Origin of the sequence: Amycolatopsis bullii (assembly GCF_014654205.1) — a bacterium.
In the GTDB taxonomy this organism is placed as follows: Bacteria; Actinomycetota; Actinomycetes; order Mycobacteriales; family Pseudonocardiaceae; genus Amycolatopsis; species Amycolatopsis plumensis.
In genome coordinates this window covers 50,576-67,429 of sequence record NZ_BNAW01000003.1, presented here as the reverse complement: position 1 = coordinate 67,429, position 16,854 = coordinate 50,576, and the positions used below count along the sequence as shown (strand labels likewise).

At 69.9% G+C, this 16,854-nt stretch carries 19 protein-coding genes; 11 read left to right on the top strand and 8 right to left on the bottom strand.

Annotated features, from left to right (window positions below; genetic code table 11):
- The first annotated feature begins 139 nt into the window (after positions 1-139).
- Genes IE317_RS05105 through IE317_RS05090 form a run of 4 tightly spaced genes read left to right on the top strand, consistent with a single transcriptional unit; the run spans position 140 to position 3,039 of the window.
- Complete coding sequence (locus IE317_RS05105; protein WP_043776467.1) at positions 140-409, top strand: helix-turn-helix transcriptional regulator; 270 nt, start codon at positions 140-142, stop codon at positions 407-409.
- Positions 406-945 carry a hypothetical protein gene (locus IE317_RS05100; RefSeq protein WP_191306876.1) on the top strand — a complete coding sequence of 180 codons (540 nt, stop codon included), beginning with the start codon at positions 406-408 and terminating at the stop codon, positions 943-945. The genes IE317_RS05105 and IE317_RS05100 overlap by 4 nt, the downstream gene beginning before the upstream one ends.
- Entirely contained in the window at positions 938-1,852 is a 915-nt protein-coding gene (locus IE317_RS05095) for an ABC transporter ATP-binding protein (protein WP_191306875.1), read from the top strand. The genes IE317_RS05100 and IE317_RS05095 overlap by 8 nt, the downstream gene beginning before the upstream one ends.
- Positions 1,849-3,039, top strand: coding sequence for an ABC transporter permease (locus tag IE317_RS05090; protein WP_191306874.1), 1,191 nt, complete (start codon positions 1,849-1,851; stop codon positions 3,037-3,039). Before IE317_RS05095 ends, IE317_RS05090 begins: the two co-directional genes overlap by 4 nt.
- A 432-nt stretch (positions 3,040-3,471) precedes the next feature.
- On the opposite strand, the gene IE317_RS05085 is transcribed toward IE317_RS05090, so the two are convergent.
- From IE317_RS05085 to IE317_RS05070, 4 genes are all read right to left on the bottom strand, one after another.
- Positions 3,472-4,818, bottom strand: coding sequence for a cryptochrome/photolyase family protein (locus IE317_RS05085; RefSeq protein WP_191306873.1), 1,347 nt, complete (start codon positions 4,816-4,818; stop codon positions 3,472-3,474).
- 62 nt (positions 4,819-4,880) lie between these two features.
- Positions 4,881-6,197 carry a citrate synthase gene (locus tag IE317_RS05080; protein ID WP_191306872.1) on the bottom strand — a complete coding sequence of 439 codons (1,317 nt, stop codon included), beginning with the start codon at positions 6,195-6,197 and terminating at the stop codon, positions 4,881-4,883.
- Between the two features lie 197 nt (positions 6,198-6,394).
- Complete coding sequence (locus IE317_RS05075) at positions 6,395-7,336, bottom strand: carbohydrate kinase family protein (RefSeq protein WP_191306871.1); 942 nt, start codon at positions 7,334-7,336, stop codon at positions 6,395-6,397.
- 41 nt (positions 7,337-7,377) lie between these two features.
- Positions 7,378-7,959: a TetR/AcrR family transcriptional regulator gene (locus IE317_RS05070; protein WP_191306870.1), complete on the bottom strand. Its 582-nt coding sequence runs from the start codon at positions 7,957-7,959 to the stop codon at positions 7,378-7,380.
- Between the two features lie 102 nt (positions 7,960-8,061).
- Between IE317_RS05070 and IE317_RS05065 the strand changes: the two genes are divergently transcribed.
- From IE317_RS05065 to IE317_RS05055, 3 genes are all read left to right on the top strand, one after another.
- Positions 8,062-9,198: an acyl-CoA dehydrogenase family protein gene (locus tag IE317_RS05065; protein WP_191306869.1), complete on the top strand. Its 1,137-nt coding sequence runs from the start codon at positions 8,062-8,064 to the stop codon at positions 9,196-9,198.
- Between the two features lie 49 nt (positions 9,199-9,247).
- Positions 9,248-9,784, top strand: coding sequence for a Uma2 family endonuclease (locus IE317_RS05060; protein WP_191306868.1), 537 nt, complete (start codon positions 9,248-9,250; stop codon positions 9,782-9,784).
- Between the two features lie 112 nt (positions 9,785-9,896).
- Positions 9,897-10,502, top strand: a complete 606-nt coding sequence (locus tag IE317_RS05055; protein WP_191306867.1) for a Uma2 family endonuclease — start codon at positions 9,897-9,899, stop codon at positions 10,500-10,502.
- 48 nt (positions 10,503-10,550) lie between these two features.
- On the opposite strand, the gene IE317_RS05050 is transcribed toward IE317_RS05055, so the two are convergent.
- Both IE317_RS05050 and IE317_RS05045 read right to left on the bottom strand, forming a co-directional pair.
- The gene (locus IE317_RS05050) at positions 10,551-11,768 is read right to left on the bottom strand and encodes an amidohydrolase (RefSeq protein WP_191306866.1); all 1,218 of its coding nucleotides are present in this window, start codon (positions 11,766-11,768) and stop codon (positions 10,551-10,553) included.
- A gap of 20 nt (positions 11,769-11,788) precedes the next feature.
- Positions 11,789-12,442, bottom strand: coding sequence for a TetR/AcrR family transcriptional regulator (locus tag IE317_RS05045; protein ID WP_191306865.1), 654 nt, complete (start codon positions 12,440-12,442; stop codon positions 11,789-11,791).
- 103 nt (positions 12,443-12,545) lie between these two features.
- Here IE317_RS05045 and IE317_RS05040 point away from each other — a divergent pair, with 103 nt between their 5' ends.
- Positions 12,546-12,929: a VOC family protein gene (locus IE317_RS05040; protein ID WP_191306864.1), complete on the top strand. Its 384-nt coding sequence runs from the start codon at positions 12,546-12,548 to the stop codon at positions 12,927-12,929.
- Positions 12,930-13,141: 212 nt separating this feature from the next.
- On the opposite strand, the gene IE317_RS05035 is transcribed toward IE317_RS05040, so the two are convergent.
- A complete protein-coding gene (locus tag IE317_RS05035; protein WP_191306863.1) occupies positions 13,142-13,627 on the bottom strand; it encodes a GNAT family N-acetyltransferase in 486 nt (161 codons plus the stop codon).
- Entirely contained in the window at positions 13,594-14,499 is a 906-nt protein-coding gene (locus tag IE317_RS05030; protein WP_191306862.1) for an aldose 1-epimerase family protein, read from the bottom strand. The genes IE317_RS05035 and IE317_RS05030 overlap by 34 nt, the downstream gene beginning before the upstream one ends.
- Positions 14,500-14,564: 65 nt before the next feature.
- On the opposite strand from IE317_RS05030, the gene IE317_RS05025 reads away from it, so the two are divergent.
- From IE317_RS05025 to IE317_RS05015, 3 genes are read left to right on the top strand one after another with little or no spacing between them, the layout of a single operon-like run.
- On the top strand, positions 14,565-15,143 hold the full coding sequence (locus IE317_RS05025) for a TetR/AcrR family transcriptional regulator (RefSeq protein ID WP_191306861.1): 579 nt from the start codon (positions 14,565-14,567) through the stop codon (positions 15,141-15,143).
- Positions 15,143-15,973 carry an MBL fold metallo-hydrolase gene (locus IE317_RS05020; RefSeq protein ID WP_191306860.1) on the top strand — a complete coding sequence of 277 codons (831 nt, stop codon included), beginning with the start codon at positions 15,143-15,145 and terminating at the stop codon, positions 15,971-15,973. Before IE317_RS05025 ends, IE317_RS05020 begins: the two co-directional genes overlap by 1 nt.
- Positions 15,970-16,794, top strand: a complete 825-nt coding sequence (locus tag IE317_RS05015) for an MBL fold metallo-hydrolase (RefSeq protein WP_191306859.1) — start codon at positions 15,970-15,972, stop codon at positions 16,792-16,794. The genes IE317_RS05020 and IE317_RS05015 overlap by 4 nt, the downstream gene beginning before the upstream one ends.
- The last annotated feature ends 60 nt before the right edge of the window (positions 16,795-16,854 follow it).

Here is a 16,854-nt window from a genome sequence, read left to right as displayed (position 1 = left end):
CACTCCGCCTTCTCAGGTGCCTCACCGGCGCGCGAACGGGACGCTGACGCCCGAACCCACACCCCACCCAAGTTGTGCACAACCCCACTTGATGTTCTCTTGAGTTGACGACCCGTTGGGTTTTTGCAACAGTACGTCCATGAGTCCGGTCAGACGCGGCAAAGAGCTGCCGATCTACAACCGGCTTCCCGTGCTCCGGGCCGAGCGCGGGATGACCAGGGCCGCGCTCGCCAGTGCCGTCGAAGTCAATCCGCAGACCATCGGCGCGCTCGAGCGGGGTGACCACTACCCGAGCCTGGATCTGGCGTTCCGGATCTGCGCGGTGTTCGACCTGCCCGTCGAGGCGGTCTTCAGCCGCGAGCCGTTCACGCCGCTTTCCACCCAGGTCTACCGCGAGGGGGGAGCATGACCGAGCAGCCGGGCCGTCTCGCGGCCTACTGGGAACGCCAGCTCGACAAGCTGGAGGAAGCCGAACGGAAGCGGTCGCGGAAACTGCCGGGCTGGCGCACGCGAAAACACCGGCGAGCACTGGTCGTCGTGCTGGTCGCGGCCGATCTCGCCCTCGTCGCGGGGGCCACCCAGTTCAGAGCCGACCCGCGCTGGGTGTTCCCGGCCTTCTGGCTCACCGGCCTGTTCGTCGGCGGGTTCGCGTTCATCACGCTGCGCGTCCTGACCGGCCGGATGAGCGGCAGCTTTTCGCGCCTGCTGGACGAACGCGAGCGCGAGTGGCGCCACCGCGTCACCTACATCGGCTACCAGGCGCTCAGTTACCTGATGCTGATCGCGATGTTCTACGGCCTGATCGTCGCCGACACCGCGGCCGCCGGCGCGATGATGCTGTCCGCGCTGCTGGTCACCGGCACCACCATCCCGGCCATCGTGCTGGGCTGGTCGCTGCCGGACGACGATCCCGAAGATTTCGAGGAGGGGATGGGGAATGCCTGAGGGGACACTGGAGATCGACCGGATCTCGAAGCGCTACGGCGCCAAGGTCGCGCTGGACGGCGTCTCGTTCGACGTCCGCGCCGGCGAGCTGTTCGGCTTCGTCGGCAGCAACGGCGCCGGCAAGACCACCACCATGCGGATCGCGCTGGGCGTGCTGGCCGCCGACGGCGGCGAGGTGCGCTTCGACGGCAACCCGGTCACGCACGAGACGCGCACGCACATCGGCTACATGCCGGAAGAACGCGGGCTGTACCCGAAGATGAAGGTGCTCGACCAGCTCGTCTACCTGGCCGAGCTGCACGGCCTGAGCGCGAACGAAGCCCACCGCAACGCCGAAACCTGGATCACCCGGCTCGGGCTGGCCGAGCGCCGCAAGGACGAGGTGCAGAAGCTGTCCCTCGGCAACCAGCAGCGCGTCCAGCTCGCCGCCGCGCTGGTGCACGACCCGGCCGTGCTGGTGCTCGACGAGCCGTTCTCCGGACTCGACCCGCTCGCCGTCGACGTGATGAGCGGCGTCCTGCGGGAGAAGGCCGCCGCCGGGGCGCCGGTCGTGTTCTCCAGCCACCAGCTCGACCTCGTCGAGCGGCTGTGCGACCGGGTCGGGATCATCCGCGGCGGCCGCATGGTCGCCGTCGGCACCGTGGACGAGCTGACCGCGGGCGCGCGCAGCAAGCTCGTCGTGACCGCGCCGGCCGCGAACAACGGCTGGGCCGCGGGCCTGCCCGGCGTGCGGGTGCTGGAGCAGCACGGCACCACCACCGTGCTCGACCTCGAACCGGGCGCGGACGACCAGGCCGTGCTCGCCGCCGCGCTGGCGACCGGGCCGGTCACCGAGTTCAGCCGCCGTCGCCGTTCGCTCACCGAGCTGTTCCGCGACGCCGTGTCCGAGAAGGGGGAACCGCGATGAGGACGCTGAGTGGCCGACGCGCCGTCTGGCTGGTGATGAAGCGCGAGCTGAACACGCGGCTGCGCACGCGGTCGTTCGTGGTCGGCACCGGCGTGCTGCTGGTGCTGCTGCTGGGGTACGTCTTCTTCCAGACGTCGCTGGCCAGTTCGTCGGACAAGAACACGGTCGGGCTGACCGGCCAGGCGATCGGGATCGCCCGGCAGCTGCAGACCGAGGCGGCGCTGTCCGGCCGCGAGATCAGCACGGTCGTCGTCACCGACCCGGCGGAAGGCCGGCAGAAGGTCGAAGACGGAGACCTCGACGCCCTCGTTTCGGGCAGCGCGGCGCAGCTGACCGCCACCTACAAGTCCTCTTTGGACGACCAGCTGCGCCGGGTGCTCGACCAGGTCGCCCAGCAGCAGGTGCTCGACGGCGTGCTGTCGTCCGCGCAGCTCGAGCCGGCCGAAGTGATGGCCCGGGTCGACGCCACCCACGTCCGGGACGACGCCCTTTCGCCGCAGCCGGCGGACCAGACGCAGCGGCTGGTCGTCGGGCTGGTCGTGGCGTTCCTGCTGTACATGAGCATCATCACCTACGGGATGATGGTCGCCCAGGGCGTGGTCGAGGAGAAGTCGAGCCGGGTGGTGGAGATCCTGCTCGCCAGCGTGCGGCCGTGGCAGCTGCTGCTGGGCAAGGTGATCGGGCTCGGCCTGGTCGGCCTGACCCAGCTGGTCATCCTGGCGGTGGTCGGGCTGGGTGCCGCGTCGGCCACCGGCGTGTTCACGCTGTCCGGCTTCGCGACCGGCGCGGTGCTGTGGGGCCTGCTCTGGTACCTGCTGGGTTTCCTGTTGTACGCCACCATCTACGGCGCGCTGGGTTCGCTGGTGTCCCGGCAGGAGGACACCCAGTCGGTGGTGGGGCCGCTCAACATCATCCTGGTCGTCGGGTTCATCGCCGGGTTCAACCTGCTGGTCCAGAACCCGGCGGGCTCGGCGACGAAGATCGTCTCGCTGATTCCGCTGCTGTCGCCGATCCTGATGCCGGCCCGCATCTCGACGGGCGCGGCGGCGGGCTGGGAGATCGGGCTGTCGCTCGCGCTGACCGTCGCGCTCGTCGCCGTGCTCACCTGGATCGGCGGGAAGATCTACGGCAACAGCGTGCTGCGGATCGGCAGCCGGATCAAGCTGAAGGAGGCCTTGCGTGGCTGAGGTGCGGGCGGCAGAACCCCGCTGATCGGCGCGGCCGCGCCGGTCCGGAACCGGGCAGCGAGACGCACGCCGGTACGTCCGTGGCCACCGGACTGGTGGTCGTCGCCGAGGACGGTGGGGCGCTCCTCGGCGTCACCCAGCGCGGCCACGCAGCCGTCGGCCGGCGGTCCATCGCGCGCTTCGCACCAACGCACAGGCCAGTGCCCTGACCGCCCGAAACTGTCAGACCCCTGCGGTAACGTGAAATCAGGGGGTCCCCTGGGGGCGACCTCCTGTTCGGCGAGCAAAGATTCGGCAGGGCCCCGCTACGAGCGCGAAGGCTTCGCCGTGGAGCGGATCGAGCCGAGCGCAGGCGGCGATCCCGCGCTCGCAGTCGTCTGGCGCGCCAAACCGCTCGTGAGTGGTTAGGCGGGTTAGAACCCGCCTGAACACTCACGAGGTGATCTTGCCGTACCGCTCCAAGGACACCTGGCGCTCGTGGGCGTGGTCGACCATGGGTTCCGGGTAGTCCTCGGGGCGGTTCTTCGGCTGGTGCACCGCCTTGCCGGGCACCGAACGCAGCTCCGGCACGTACTTGCGCACGTAGTCCCCCTGCGGGTCGAACTTCTCGCCCTGGGTCGTCGGGTTGAAGACACGGAAGTAGGGCGCCGCGTCGGTGCCGCAGCCCGCCACCCACTGCCAGTTCAGCTGGTTCGACGCCAGGTCGCCGTCCACCAGGTGCTTCATGAAGTGGCGGGCGCCGAGCCACCACGGCAGGTGCAGGTCCTTCACCAGGAAACTCGCTACGACCATCCGCACCCGGTTGTGCATCCAGCCCTCGGCCAGCAGCTGCCGCATCCCGGCGTCCACGATCGGGTAACCCGTCCGGCCTTCGCACCAGCGTGAAAAGGCCTCGCGGTCGTTGTCGTACTTCATGTCGTCGAAGCGCTTGTCGTAGTTCTCGCGGGCCGTTTCCGGGCGGTGCCACAGGACGTCGGCGTAGAACTCCCGCCAGCAGATCTCGCTCCGCAGCGACTTCGCGCCGGTGCGATCGTCACCGGACAGGTCCGCCAGGATCGTCCGCGGGTGGATGCATCCCCAGCGCAGGTACGGCGAAAGCCGTGTGGTGCCCTCGCGGTCCGGGCGGTCGCGATCCTCGTCGTAGGTCTCGATGCCGTCGGCGAGGAACGCGTGCCAGGCTTCCAGCGCCGCCTGCTCGCCCGGCTCGGGCAGAGCCGCGGAAATCCGAGGCGGATGCGGGATTTCCGGCGAATTCAGTGGCGCCACCCAGTCCACAAGGGACGGTCCGGTGTCGGCGGGCGAGTGCCACCCGTGCGCGGTCCAGGCGCGGAAGAACGGCGTGAAGACGCGGTACGGGCTGCCGTCCGGCTTGGTGACGCGCCCGGGTGTCACCGCGTACGGCGAGCCCGTCTCCACCCAGTCGATGTTGTGCTCCGCCAACGCTTCCGCCACCGCCGCGTCCCGGCGACGACCGTAGGGACCGGTGTCCGCGCTGACGTGCACCGCGGCCGCGCCGATCTCGCGCGCCGCACGGACGACTTCGGTCGCCGGGTCGCCGCGGGCCAGCATCAGGCGGCCACCGAGCTGGTCGTTCAGCTTTTCGAGACAGCCGTACAGGAACGCCTCCCGCGGCGCGCCACCCGGCTTCAGCAGCGCCTCGTCGAGGACGTACAGCGCGAGCACGTGCTTGCTGTGCTTCGACGCCTCCAGCAGCGCGGCGTGGTCGCCGAGCCTCAGGTCACGGCGAAACCAGAGGACGACCGGCGCTTCTCGAGTCACGACGGACAACGATAAACGCCCCGCCGTGCAGGTGCACGACGGGGCGTTTCCGGAAAACCGGATCAGCGCTCGGACATCGGGATGTAGTCCCGGGTCGCGTGGCCGGTGTAGATCTGCCGCGGGCGGCCGATCTTGGTGGCCGGGTCGTTGATCATCTCGCGCCAGTGCGCGATCCAGCCCGGCAGGCGGCCGAGCGCGAACAGCACCGTGAAGAACTTCGTCGGGAAGCCCAGCGCCCGGTAGATCAGGCCGGTGTAGAAGTCCACGTTCGGGTACAGCTTGCGCTCGATGAAGTACTCGTCGGAGAGCGCGGTCTCCTCGAGCTTCTTGGCGATGTCAAGCAGCTGGTCGCCGCCCTTCAGCTTGCCGAGGATCTCGTCGGCGGTGTTCTTGATGATCTTCGCGCGCGGGTCGTAGTTCTTGTAGACCCGGTGCCCGAAGCCCATCAGCTTCACGCCCTTTTCCTTGTTCTTCACCCGCTCGACGAACTTGGCGACGTCGCCGCCGTCGTTCTTGATGCCCTCGAGCATGTCGAGCACCGCGGCGTTCGCGCCACCGTGCAGCGGGCCGAACAGCGCGTTGATGCCGGCCGAAATCGAGGCGAACAGGTTCGCCTCGGACGAGCCGACCAGGCGCACGGTCGAGGTCGAGCAGTTCTGCTCGTGGTCGGCGTGCAGGATGAACAGCAGGTCGAGCGCCTTGACGACGTCCGGATCGACGTCGTACGGCTCGGCCGGGAAGCCGAACGTCATCCGCAGGAAGTTCTCGACCAGGCCGAGCGAGTTGTCCGGGTACAGCAGCGGCTGGCCCACGGACTTCTTGTACGCGTACGCGGCCAGGGTCGGCACCTTGGCCAGCAGCCGGATCGTGGACAGCTCGACGTTCGGCTCGTCGAATGGGTCGAGCGAATCCTGGTAGAAGGTCGACAACGCCGAAACCGCGCTGGACAGGACCGGCATCGGGTGCGCGTCGCGCGGGAAGCCGCTGAAGAACGCCTTGAGGTCCTCGTGCAGCAGCGTGTGGCGCTGGATCTTCTCGGTGAAGTCGGCCAGCTGGGTCTCGGTCGGCAGCTCGCCGTAGATCAGCAGGTAGGAGACCTCGACGAAGGTCGACTTCTCGGCCAGCTGCTCGATGGGGTACCCGCGGTAGCGGAGGATGCCGGCGTCACCGTCGATGTAGGCGATGGCGGACGACGCGGCACCGGTGTTGACGAAACCGGGGTCGTAGGTGATGTACCCCGTCTGCGCCAGCAGCTTGCCCAGCTCGATCCCCGGCGCGCCTTCGACCGGGTGGACGATCTTGAACTCGTGCTCGCCACTCGGCAGGGTCAGCTTCGCGGTTTCTCCGCCGGACTGCCCCGCAGTCGTCGCGTCGGACATGCAAGTCCCTCTCACGTTGGGCACGGGCCGGCGGCGCCTGTACGTTCCACAGGTAGCCACGTGTTCACGCGAGGAAACACTGGCGCCTCGCTGCACACCGCCCCGCTGGGGTATGAAGAATGCCCCTCAACGTTAGTCGAGAAACCCGCCTTCGCGCAGCGGTGACGTTGCTCCTGGGGGCCCCTTTGGGACCAGGTTCACACGGTGGCCGCCATGTCGGCGGACGTGGGCGGCTCGGCGCCGCTGCGGGACACGGTGATCGACGCCGCTTTCGCCGCGAATTCCAGCGCCTCGCGCCACGCGCCGGCGTCCAGGGACGCCAGGTCGGTGGCCTCGCGGGTGTGCAGCCAGGCCAGCAGCGCGCCGTGCACGGTGTCCCCCGCGCCGATGGTGTCCACGACGGTGACTTTTCGCGACGGCACGTGGGCCAGCTCACCTGCGGCGGTGATCACCGAGAGCCCGTCGGCGCCCCGGGTGAGCACCACGGCGTCCACACCGGACTCGATCCACGTCTTCGCCGCGGCGACCGGATCGGCGCCCTCGGTCAGCCACGCGGCGTCGTCGTCGGAGATCTTGAGCAGCCGGACGTCCGGCAGCCAGGACGCGAACCGGGCCCGGTAGGCGGCCGGGTCGGTGATGAGCGCCTCGCGGATGTTGGGGTCGAGGACGGTCAGGACGCCGCGGGCCGCTTCGCGCCGCAACATCGCCTCGTACGCCGAGGCGCCGGGCTCGAGGACCATGCCGAGCGTCCCGAGTGAGAGCGCTGTCACATCTTCGGCCAGCGGACCAGGGTCCGTGACCAGCCGGTCGGCGGTGCCCTCGACGTAGAACGTGTAGCGCGCGGCGCCCTTCGCGTCGAGCGCCACGACGGCCAGCGTCGTCGGCTCGTCGCCGCGCTGCAGCAGCGAGGTGTCGACGGCGGAGGCGTGCAGGCGCTCGATCATCGCGTCGCCGAAGCGGTCGGTGGACACGCGGGAGAAGAACGCCGCCGGCACGCCCAGGCGCCCGGCGGCCAGCGCGACGTTGTACGGGCCGCCGCCCAGCCGGGGCAGCAGCGCGCGCAGCCCACCGTCCACAGTGGAATCCAGGGGGTCGCCGGGAACCAGGTCGACCAGAGCTTCTCCGCCTACGACGATCACGCCGGGAGTTTAATGGAGTTCCGGCTGACAATTCCTGTCCGCTATTTGTTCAGCCCGCCCAGCAGCAGTTCGCCCAAAGCGGTGAACGCATCGGCGTCGGACACATCGGTCCGCTGGGCGAGCACGCCGGTCTGGATGCCCTCGATGATCAGCCCGGTCATCTCGGCCACCAGCCGCGCGTGGACGTCGCGGAACACCCCCTGGGCGACGCCGGCGTCGATGAACTGCCGGAGCCGTTTCGCGGCGAACCGGCTGTTGAGCTGGTAGGCCTCCCGGGCCGGGCCGAACTCGGCGAGGTCCCGCATGAAGGCCGCGGACGCCCGGTTGAGGTGCTCGGCGACGCCGGCCAGGTACTCGCCGATGAGCTTGCGGGCGTCGTCGATCCCGGCGATGCGCTCCTCGATCCGCTCCGCGGCACCCCGGAAGAACCGGGTGACGACCTTGACGGCGAGCTGCTCCTTGCTGGGCGCGAGCGCGTAGAGCGTCGACTTCGAGCAGCGCAGGCGGCCGGCGAGGTCGTCGAGGGTGAAGGCGGCGAAGCCCTCGGCCAGGAAGAGCGCCTCGAGCTCGCCGAGCAGCGCCTGCTGGCGAGCGGTCGGGCGTCGTCGGGGTTCGGGGCGCATCGGCTCACTATCTCCTATGTTTTCCGGCCACCCCAGGTCAGTCGTACTGTACTCTGAACCGACCCACAGTACTGTTTTCAGTACCGCTTCTGGAGGACAACGATGCCCGCCGAACGCCTCCTGCCGAACTCGGAAGCCGAGGAACTGGTCGCGCTGACCAGGGAGATCGCGCGCGACGAGCTCGCGCCCCGCGCGGCAGCGGCGGAAGAGGACGAGCAGTTCCCCCGCGAGCAGTTCCGCCTGCTCGGCAAGTCCGGCCTGCTGGGCCTGCCGTACCCGGAACGCTGGGGCGGCGGCGACGTCCCGTACGAGGTCTACCTCCAGGTCCTGGAGGAGATCGCGGCGGCGTGGATGACGGTCGGCGTCGGGCTGTCGGTGCACACGATGTCCTGCTACGCGCTGGCGGAGTACGGCACCGACGAGCAGCGCGAGCAGTGGCTGCCGGACATGCTCGAAGGCTCGCTCTTGGGCGCGTACGCGCTGTCGGAGACGCAGGCGGGCTCGGACGCGGCCGCGCTTTCGACGCGCGCGCGTCTCGACGGCTCGGACTACGTCGTCAACGGCACCAAGGCGTGGATCACCCACGCGGGCGTCGCGGACTTCTACACGACGATGGTCCGCACGGGCGATTCCGAGATCTCGTGCCTCCTGGTCGACTCGTCGACGCCGGGGCTTTCGGCCGCACCGCGCGAGCGGAAGATGGGCCTGACCGGCTCCCCGACGGCCCAGATGATCTTCGACGGCGCGCGCGTGCCCGCTTCGCGGCTCCTGGGCGACCCCGGGGCCGGGCTCCGCATCGCGCTGTCGTCGCTGAGCTCGGGCCGGCTCGGGATCGCGGCGTGCGCGGTGGGCCTGGCCCAGGCGGCGCTGGACGAAGCGGTGGCCTACGCGAAGGGCCGTTCGCAGTTCGGCCGCCCGATCATCGACTTCCAGGGCGTCGAGTTCCTGCTGGCGGACATGGCCGCGACGGTGGAGGCGTCCCGGGCGCTGTACCTGGACGCGGCCCGGCGGCGGGACCGCGGGATGCCGTTCAAGCGCCAGGCGTCGATCGCCAAGCTGGTGGCAACGGACGGTGCCATGAAGGTGACGACGGACGCCGTCCAGGTCCTCGGCGGCGCCGGGTACACGCGGGACTTCCCGGTGGAGCGGTACATGCGGGAGGCGAAGGTGCCGCAGATCTTCGAGGGGACGAACCAGATCCAGCGGGTCGTGATCGCGCGGGAGCTGAAGAACGCGTAGCCCGATCCAGCGACCGGTGTCGCGCTTCGGGGACGGCTAGCGTTTTCCCATGCCCGGTCATCTGCTGACCATCGAGGAGTACGCGGCACTCGACGGCCCCGGCTTCACGGAGCTGGTGGAAGGCCGCCTCGTGACGTCCCCCGGTTCCGGCCGACGGCACGACATGGCGGTGTGCCTGCTGGCCGCCCAGCTCGAGCGGCAGCTGCCGCGCGGGCTCGCGTTCGTCGTCCGCGCCGAACTGGACCTGCGCCTGGCCCCGGACGGCGCGCCCGGCTTCGCCCGCCGCCCGGACCTGATGGTCGTCGGCCGGGCGGCACTCACCCGCGCCGGCGGCTTGGTGCGGGCCGACGAGGTGCTGGTCGTCGCCGAGGTCGTGGCACCGGATTCGAAGCGGACGGACTACGTCGTGAAGCACGACGAGTACGCCGACGCGGGCATCCCGCACTACTGGATCGTCGACATCACCGGGCCGGTGTCGCTGGTCGCGTGCCGCGCCGGCGACCTGGACGCCGCCGCGGTCACCGATACCTTCACCACGGACATCCCGTTCCCGGTGCGGCTCGACCTCGACGCGCTGGTCCCGTGAGCGCACCTGAATCACCAGGTCGAGGCAACGGTGTCACACGCTCGGTACAGATAGCGTTACTCATGGTTGCACCTGAGCCGTGAGACAATGCCGGGCGACGTGAGGAGCCGCTGTGATTGCACTTCCCAAGCCGGGCGCTGCTCGACGGTGGGAGATCCCGGATCACCTGCTGACGATCGAGGAGTACGCGGCGCTCGGTGAAACCGACACAGGTTTCACCGAACTCGTGGAAGGCCGCGTCCTGATGTCCCCCAGCCCCAGCCGAAAGCACAACAAAGCCGCTTACTTGTTGGGCCGACAGCTGGAATCGCAGCTGCCCGCGGAACTCGACTTCACCCCGGATATCGACGTGGACCTGGGTCTGGCACCCCGGGGTGAACCGGGATTCTCGCGCCGTCCCGGCCTGTTGATCACCTACCGCGAGGCGAGCGCTCGCGTGGATGAAGAAGGCGACATGTATCGCGCCGCTGAAGTGGTCGTGGTCGTCGAAATCGTGTCACCGGGTTCGAAGCGCACCGACTACCAGGTGAAGCACAACGAGTACGCCGACGCGGGCATCCCGCACTACTGGATCATCGACATGAGCGAACCCATCTCGCTGGTCGCCTGCCACCAAGCCGGCGAGTTCGGCTATATGGACGCCGCCGCGGTCACCGGGACCTTCGCCACCGATGTCCCGTTCCCCGTCACGCTCGACCTGAACGCGCTCCTCGACTGATCGGGCGGCACGCCGGAACCGCCCGGTCACCGGCGTGCCGCCCGAAACTCAGCGGACCTCCCGGTAACGGCGGTCCTTCGACACGCCCTCGCCCGTCGACTCGTCGAAGTGGTACACCTCGTCGCCGCGGATGAAGACGCGGAGGGCGCGGTTCATCACGTCCAGGGGGTCGCCCGACCACAGCACCACGTCGGCGTCCAGGCCCGGCTTCAGCGAACCGATCCGGCCGTCGAGGTTCAGCATCGATGCCGGGTTGATGGTCAGCGACCGCAGGGCCGTCGCCGGGTCGAGGCCGTCCTTCACCGCGAGTGCGGCCTGGTACACCAGGAAGTTGATCGGGATCACCGGGTGGTCCGTCGTGATCGCGATCTTCACGCCCGCGCGGGCCAGGATGCCCGCCGAGCGCAGCGTGCGGTTGCGCAGCTCGACCTTGGACTTCGTCGTGAACAGCGGGCCCAGGATGACCGGGACGTCCCGCTCGGCCAGCAGGTCCGCGATCAGGTGGCCCTCGGTGCCGTGGTTGATCACCAGCTTGTAGCCGAACTCGTCGGCCAGCCGGATCGCCGTCACGATGTCGTCCGCGCGGTGGACGTGCTGGTCCCAGTACAGCTCGCCGTCGAGGACCTTCGACAGCGTTTCCAGCGTCAGGTCCACCTCGTGCGGCTTGCCTTCGGACTCCGCGTGTGCCCGCTTCGCCTGGTAGTTGCGGGCCTTCGTGAACGCCTCGCGCAGGATCGCCGCGACGCCGAGACGCGTCGACGGCGTCTGCTTCTTGTCGCCGTACACGCGCTTCGGGTTTTCGCCGAGCGCACTCTTGACGCTGACGTGCTCCGCGAACGTCATGTCCAGGATGCTGCGGCCCCACGTCTTGACGCCGATCGTCTGGCCGCCGATCGGGTTGCCGGACCCGGGCTTGATGACGACGCTCGTGACGCCGCCCGCCAGCGCGTCGTCGAAGCCCGGCTCGTAGGGGTCGATGCCGTCGACGGCGCGGAAACGGGCGCCGTTCGGGTCGGTCATCTCGTTGGTGTCGTTGCCGGCCCAGCCCTCGCCGTCCTCGTGGACGCCGAGGTGGGCGTGGGCGTCGATGAAGCCGGGCAGCACCCAGGTGCCGGCCGCGTCGACCAGTTCGGCGTCCTCCGGGATGTCGACGTCGGCCTCGGTGCCGACCGCGACGATCTTGCCGCCGTCGATCAGGACCGTGCCGCCCTCGATGGGATCACCGTCGATGGGGACGACATAGCCCCCGACAATTGCCTTCGCCATAGTTCGCCACGCTAACGAACTCACCCGGGCGCGTGCACGCGGGTGTAGGGCCAGCCGGCCAGACCGGTCTCCAGCAGCTTGAAGGCCTGCGCCGCCTCCGCGCCCACGGTGTCGGCGATCCGGTCGTTGGCGTGCCCGGCGAGGGTGAGCGCCTGGATGCGCTGGAACAGCACACGATGAACGGCCCCCAGCAACCCGGCGGCAGTCTCGACCGCGATGTCGTCCGGCCGGGTCCGGGCAGCCTCGGCCAGCGCCTCGGCCAGGCGGTGTTCGCGCTGGTCGTGCAGGCCACGCAGGCACGTGGTCAGGGTCGGGCTGTCGGCGATCATGCGGGCGAACTCCGGTCCGGAGAAGCCCGCGACCGGATCCCTGCTCTCGACGGCATCGGCGAACGCACGGCGCAACGCAGCCGTCGCCGACTCGCCCGGCCGGCGCGTCGTCACGGTGTGGGCCAGCGACGTGACGAACTCCTCCTGGTGGTCCAAGGCCAGGTCTTCCTTGCGCGGGAAGTAGTTGGTCACGGTCTTCTTGGCGACGCGGGCGGCGTCGGCGATCTCGGCGATCGTCGTCTGCTCGAAGCCCTGGGCGATGAACAGCCGCGTCGCGTGGTCGGAGATGAGTTGTCGGGTCTCCTGCTTCTTCGCCTCGCGAAGTCCGGTGGTCTCAGTCGTCATGAGGCAATCTTACCCTCGTAGCAAGTTTATGTTGACACGCCGGATTACCCCTGAATAAACTTACGTCGATAGCAAGTTTACGACGCTTCACCCGAGGAGACCTGTGCAGTTCACCGCCTCCACCGTGTCGCTGACCATCGATGACGTCGCCGCATCGCAGGAGTTCTTCACCACGCACCTCGGTTACACCGTGCAGCAGGCCGCTGAGGGCTTCGCGTCCCTGAGCCGCGCCGATGCCTTCGACGTCGTCCTGCTCACCCGCGGGATCGAGGTGCTGCCGCCGGAGCAGCGTGATCAGCGCGCCGGCGGCCTGATCCTCGCCTACACCGTGGCCGACGGCCTCGACGAGGAAGAAGCGCGGCTGCGGGCCGCGGGTGTGCCGATCACCATGCCGCTGCGCGAAGAACCCTGGGGCGAACGCCTGTTCCAGGTGACCGACCCCAACGGCGTGATCGTCCAGTTCGTCCAGTGGGCCGACCACAACTGAACACCCCTCGGAAAGAAGGAGTTCCCTGTTGCGAAAGCCGACGTACCCCATCGCCACCACCGGCTCCGGCGGACGCCACGCCCGGAACGAGCGCTCCCTGCTGCACCGGAACGGCGTGAAAACGCAAGGGCGGCAAGGAAAGCCGGTTCTGCGGCAGCGCCGCACCGGCGCATGAGGAAAGCGGCCGGCCACCGGGGAAACCGGTGGCCGGCCTAGGAGGCCCGGGCCTTCTCCAGGTGCACCAGCTCGTGGTTGTTCTCGGGCGTCCGGTGCGTTTCCCGGTACCCGTGCTTGGCGTACAGGTGCAACGGCCCTGCGCTCTTCGAGCCGGTGAACAGCCGGAACACCGCCACCTCCGCCGGCGCCGCCGACTCGGCGAACCGCAGGAGCGCCCCACCCAGCCCGAAGCCCTGCCGATCCGGCGCCACGACCAGGCGCCCGATCACCGCCACCGGCCCGGTCACCGTCAGCCGCACCGACGCCACCAGGCGACCCGACTCGCGCACGCCCCAGGACAAGCCGGCAAGGGCCGCCCGCGTCTCCTCCAGTGTCTCCAGCAACGGCGGCAGGTCCAGATCGCCGTGCGCCCGCGCTTCGGTGACGTACGCGGCCCGCTGCAGCGTCAGGACTTCGCCCGCGTCGGCGACGCCCAGGCGAAGCGGCGTCACCGGACCCGGATGCCCCAGCTGCCCGACCACGACGCCGACGGCTCCAGCTCGATCAGGTCGGTGCCCGTGTTGAGGGCGTCGGCCGGGCAGGTCATCGGCTCGATCGCCACGGCGCGGCCGCGGCCGATCAGGTCGTCCGGGGTGAACACCTGCGCCCAGTGGAAGTCCGGGCCGGTCCAGACCAGCAGCTCCTGGCCGTCGTGGCTCAGGACGATGTGGTGCCGGCCGTCCTCGGCCGCCGCGAGGCCGCCGAACGCCGTGTCCAGGTTGACGCCCGCCAGCACGCGGCCGGCGCGGAAGTCGTACTCGGTGCCCTCGACGTCCTGCTCCTCGGCGTAGGGCATCTGCTCGTCGGGCAAGGACGGCCGGACGCGGCTGGCGGGCAGCGTCAGCGTCAGCTCGTCGGTCGGGACGTCGCCGATCCGGAAGTACGGGTGCGTGCCGACGCCGACGCCGATCGGCTGCTCGCCTTCGTTGCGGATCTCGTGCGTGACGGTCAGCTCGCGCGGCGCGAGCTCGTAGGTCACCGTCGCGCGCAGCGGCACCGGCCAGCCGGGCTGCACCGCGACGTCGACGGCCAGGGTGACCGACGATTCGGCGTGCTCCAGCAGCTCCCACTCGAGGTGGCGGGTCAGGCCGTGGATGGCGTTGCCCCGGGCCTCCTCGGTGATCTCGAGCTGCTGGGTCTCCCCCTGGAACGTCCACTGGCCGCCCTTGGTCCGGTTCGGCCAGGGCAGCAGCATCTGCCCCGCGCCCAGCGGCGGCTTGGCGTCTTCGGGGAACTCTTCGACGTACGGCACGCCGCCGACTTCGAACGCGCGCAGGCCGGCACCGATTTCGGTGACGACGGCGCGGGCGTTGCCGCGGGTGATCTCGAACTGCTGACCGGTCGGGTTGCCCATGCGCAAACCTTACCCAGCCGCGAAGTCACTAGACCGGTCGTCATAGTTTGCGGTACGGTCGAGTCATGGTTCGCCGCACCGACACGCGGCAGCGGATGCTCGACACCGCCGCCGACCTGTTCCAGACGCAGGGCTACCACGCCACCGGCCTCACCCAGCTGACGACGGCCGGCGGCGCACCGAAGGGGTCGCTCTACTTCCACTTCCCCGGCGGCAAGGAACAACTCGCCGCCGAGGCCGTCCAGCTGTCCAGCGAGCGCACCGGCGCGCTCCTGGCCGCCATCCTCGACGACGCCCCCGATCCCGCAACCGGGGTCGACCGCGCGGTCGACGCGCTCGCGGGTTTCCTCACCGGATCGGACTTCCAGCGCGGCTGTCCACTCGCGACGGTGGCGCTGGACGCCGCCGGGGCGAGTGAACCCATCCGGGCCGCCTGCGCGGACGGCTACGCGTCCTGGCACGGCGTCCTCAGTGGATACTTCGCCGCACAGGGCCTTTCCGCCGAGCGCGCCGACGAGCTCGCCACCGTCGTGCTCGCTTCGATCGAAGGCGGGCTGCTGCTGGCCCGCACCCGCCGCGACCTCGCGCCGCTGCGCGCCGTCGCCGCCCACCTGCACACCACCCTCGAACGGGAGTTCTCCTGATGCGCGTCCACCACTTGAACTGCGGAACCATGCGCCCGCTGGGCGGAAGGCTGGTCGACGGACGGCCGGGCCTGTTCCGGCGCGCCACCATGGTCTGCCACTGCCTGCTGGTGGAAACCGGCACCGGGCTCGTGCTCGTCGAAACCGGCATGGGCACGCCGGCCGCCGTCGACCGCAACGCCTGGCTCGGCGCGGGGTTCGTCCGCCAATCCAACCCGGTCCCCGACCCGGCGCAGACGGCGATCGCCCAGATCCGCGCGCTCGGCTTCGACCCGGCGGACGTCCGCGACATCGTGCTGACCCACCTCGACCTCGATCACGCGGGCGGGCTCATCGACTTCCCGTGGGCCCGGGTGCACGTCTACGCCGAGGAGCTGCGCGCGTTCACCGACCCACGCGCCGACGAACGCGGCCGGTACCGCCGGATCCAGTTCGCCCATGGTCCACAGTGGATGTCCTATGCGGACACCGGCGAATCGTGGTTCGGTTTCGGCGCCGTCCGGCCGCTCGACGGCCTGCCGCCGGAGATCCTGCTGATCCCGCTCTCCGGGCACACCCGCGGCCACGCCGGGGTCGCCGTCGACACCGGCCACGGCTGGCTGCTGAACGCCGGTGACTCGTACTTCTTCCACGGCCAGGTCGCCGCCGATCCGAACTGCCCGCCGGGCTTGAAGTGGTTCGAAGGACGCATGGAGACGGTGAAGGGTGCCCGGCTGGACAATCACCGCCGCCTGCGCCAGCTTGTTCAGGAGCACGGCGACGAAGTCACCGTCTTCGCCGCGCACGACGAGACCCAATTCCTCCGGCTGAGCACCAGGAGCAGCGTATGAAGGTGCACCACCTGAACTGCGGATCGATGCGCCCGGCGGGTGGCAAGCTGCTCGACGGCGAGCCCGGCCTGCTGCGGCGGGCGGAGCTGGTCGCCCACTGCCTGCTGATCGAGACCGGCGACGGCCTGGTGCTCGTCGACACCGGGTTCGGCAGCCAGGCCGTGGCCCGTCCCGGCGAGTGGCTCGGCCGCCCGTTCATGGCGATGGTCGGTGCCCGGGTCGAGGCGGCCGAGACGGCCGTCGCGCAGATCAGGGCGCTCGACCTCGACCCGGCCGACGTCCGGCACATCGTGATGACCCACCTCGACGTCGACCACGCGGGCGGGCTGGCCGACTTCCCCAACGCCGTCGTCCACGTCCGGTCGGAGGAGCACCGCGCGGCGACGTCCCCGGCGAACGCGGCGGAGAAGAACCGCTACCGGGCGGCGCAGTTCGCGCACCGACCGCTGTGGAGCACCTACGACGAGACGGGCGAGCCGTGGTTCGGCTTCGAGGCGGTCCGCTCGCTCAAGGGCCTGCCCGAGGAGATCCTGCTCATCCCGCTGACCGGCCACACGCGCGGCCACACCGGCGTCGCGGTCGACACCGGCCACGGCTGGCTCCTGCACGCCGGCGACGCGTACTTCTTCCACGGCCAGCTGGACCCGGTGGCCCCGGACTGCCCGCCGGGCCTGACGGCGTTCCAGACCATCGTCCAGACGCTGCGCGGGCCGCGGCTGGAGAACCTGGCGCGGCTGCACGAGCTGGCGCGGTCCCACCAGGACGAGGTCACGGTGTTCTCGGCGCACAGCCCGGTCGAGCTGGCCGCACTGCGTCGCTGAATGACAAGCCGCTGAATGACAAGCCGGTGATCCCCGGAACCGAATGATCTTCCGCGCCAT

What these genes read in the sequence shown, in the direction of transcription:
- IE317_RS05100 (WP_191306876.1), top strand. Translation starts at nt 406, where the DNA reads ATGACCGAGCAGCCGGGCCGTCTCGCGGCCTACTGGGAACGCCAGCTC.
- IE317_RS05015 (WP_191306859.1), top strand. Translation starts at nt 15,970, where the DNA reads ATGAAGGTGCACCACCTGAACTGCGGATCGATGCGCCCGGCGGGTGGC.
- IE317_RS05065 (WP_191306869.1), top strand. Translation starts at nt 8,062, where the DNA reads ATGCCCGCCGAACGCCTCCTGCCGAACTCGGAAGCCGAGGAACTGGTC.
- IE317_RS05020 (WP_191306860.1), top strand. Translation starts at nt 15,143, where the DNA reads ATGCGCGTCCACCACTTGAACTGCGGAACCATGCGCCCGCTGGGCGGA.
- IE317_RS05070 (WP_191306870.1), bottom strand. Translation starts at nt 7,959, where the DNA reads ATGCGCCCCGAACCCCGACGACGCCCGACCGCTCGCCAGCAGGCGCTG.
- IE317_RS05090 (WP_191306874.1), top strand. Translation starts at nt 1,849, where the DNA reads ATGAGGACGCTGAGTGGCCGACGCGCCGTCTGGCTGGTGATGAAGCGC.
- IE317_RS05080 (WP_191306872.1), bottom strand. Translation starts at nt 6,197, where the DNA reads ATGTCCGACGCGACGACTGCGGGGCAGTCCGGCGGAGAAACCGCGAAG.
- IE317_RS05060 (WP_191306868.1), top strand. Translation starts at nt 9,248, where the DNA reads ATGCCCGGTCATCTGCTGACCATCGAGGAGTACGCGGCACTCGACGGC.
- IE317_RS05095 (WP_191306875.1), top strand. Translation starts at nt 938, where the DNA reads ATGCCTGAGGGGACACTGGAGATCGACCGGATCTCGAAGCGCTACGGC.
- IE317_RS05030 (WP_191306862.1), bottom strand. Translation starts at nt 14,499, where the DNA reads ATGGGCAACCCGACCGGTCAGCAGTTCGAGATCACCCGCGGCAACGCC.
- IE317_RS05050 (WP_191306866.1), bottom strand. Translation starts at nt 11,768, where the DNA reads ATGGCGAAGGCAATTGTCGGGGGCTATGTCGTCCCCATCGACGGTGAT.
- IE317_RS05105 (WP_043776467.1), top strand. Translation starts at nt 140, where the DNA reads ATGAGTCCGGTCAGACGCGGCAAAGAGCTGCCGATCTACAACCGGCTT.
- IE317_RS05025 (WP_191306861.1), top strand. Translation starts at nt 14,565, where the DNA reads ATGGTTCGCCGCACCGACACGCGGCAGCGGATGCTCGACACCGCCGCC.
- IE317_RS05045 (WP_191306865.1), bottom strand. Translation starts at nt 12,442, where the DNA reads ATGACGACTGAGACCACCGGACTTCGCGAGGCGAAGAAGCAGGAGACC.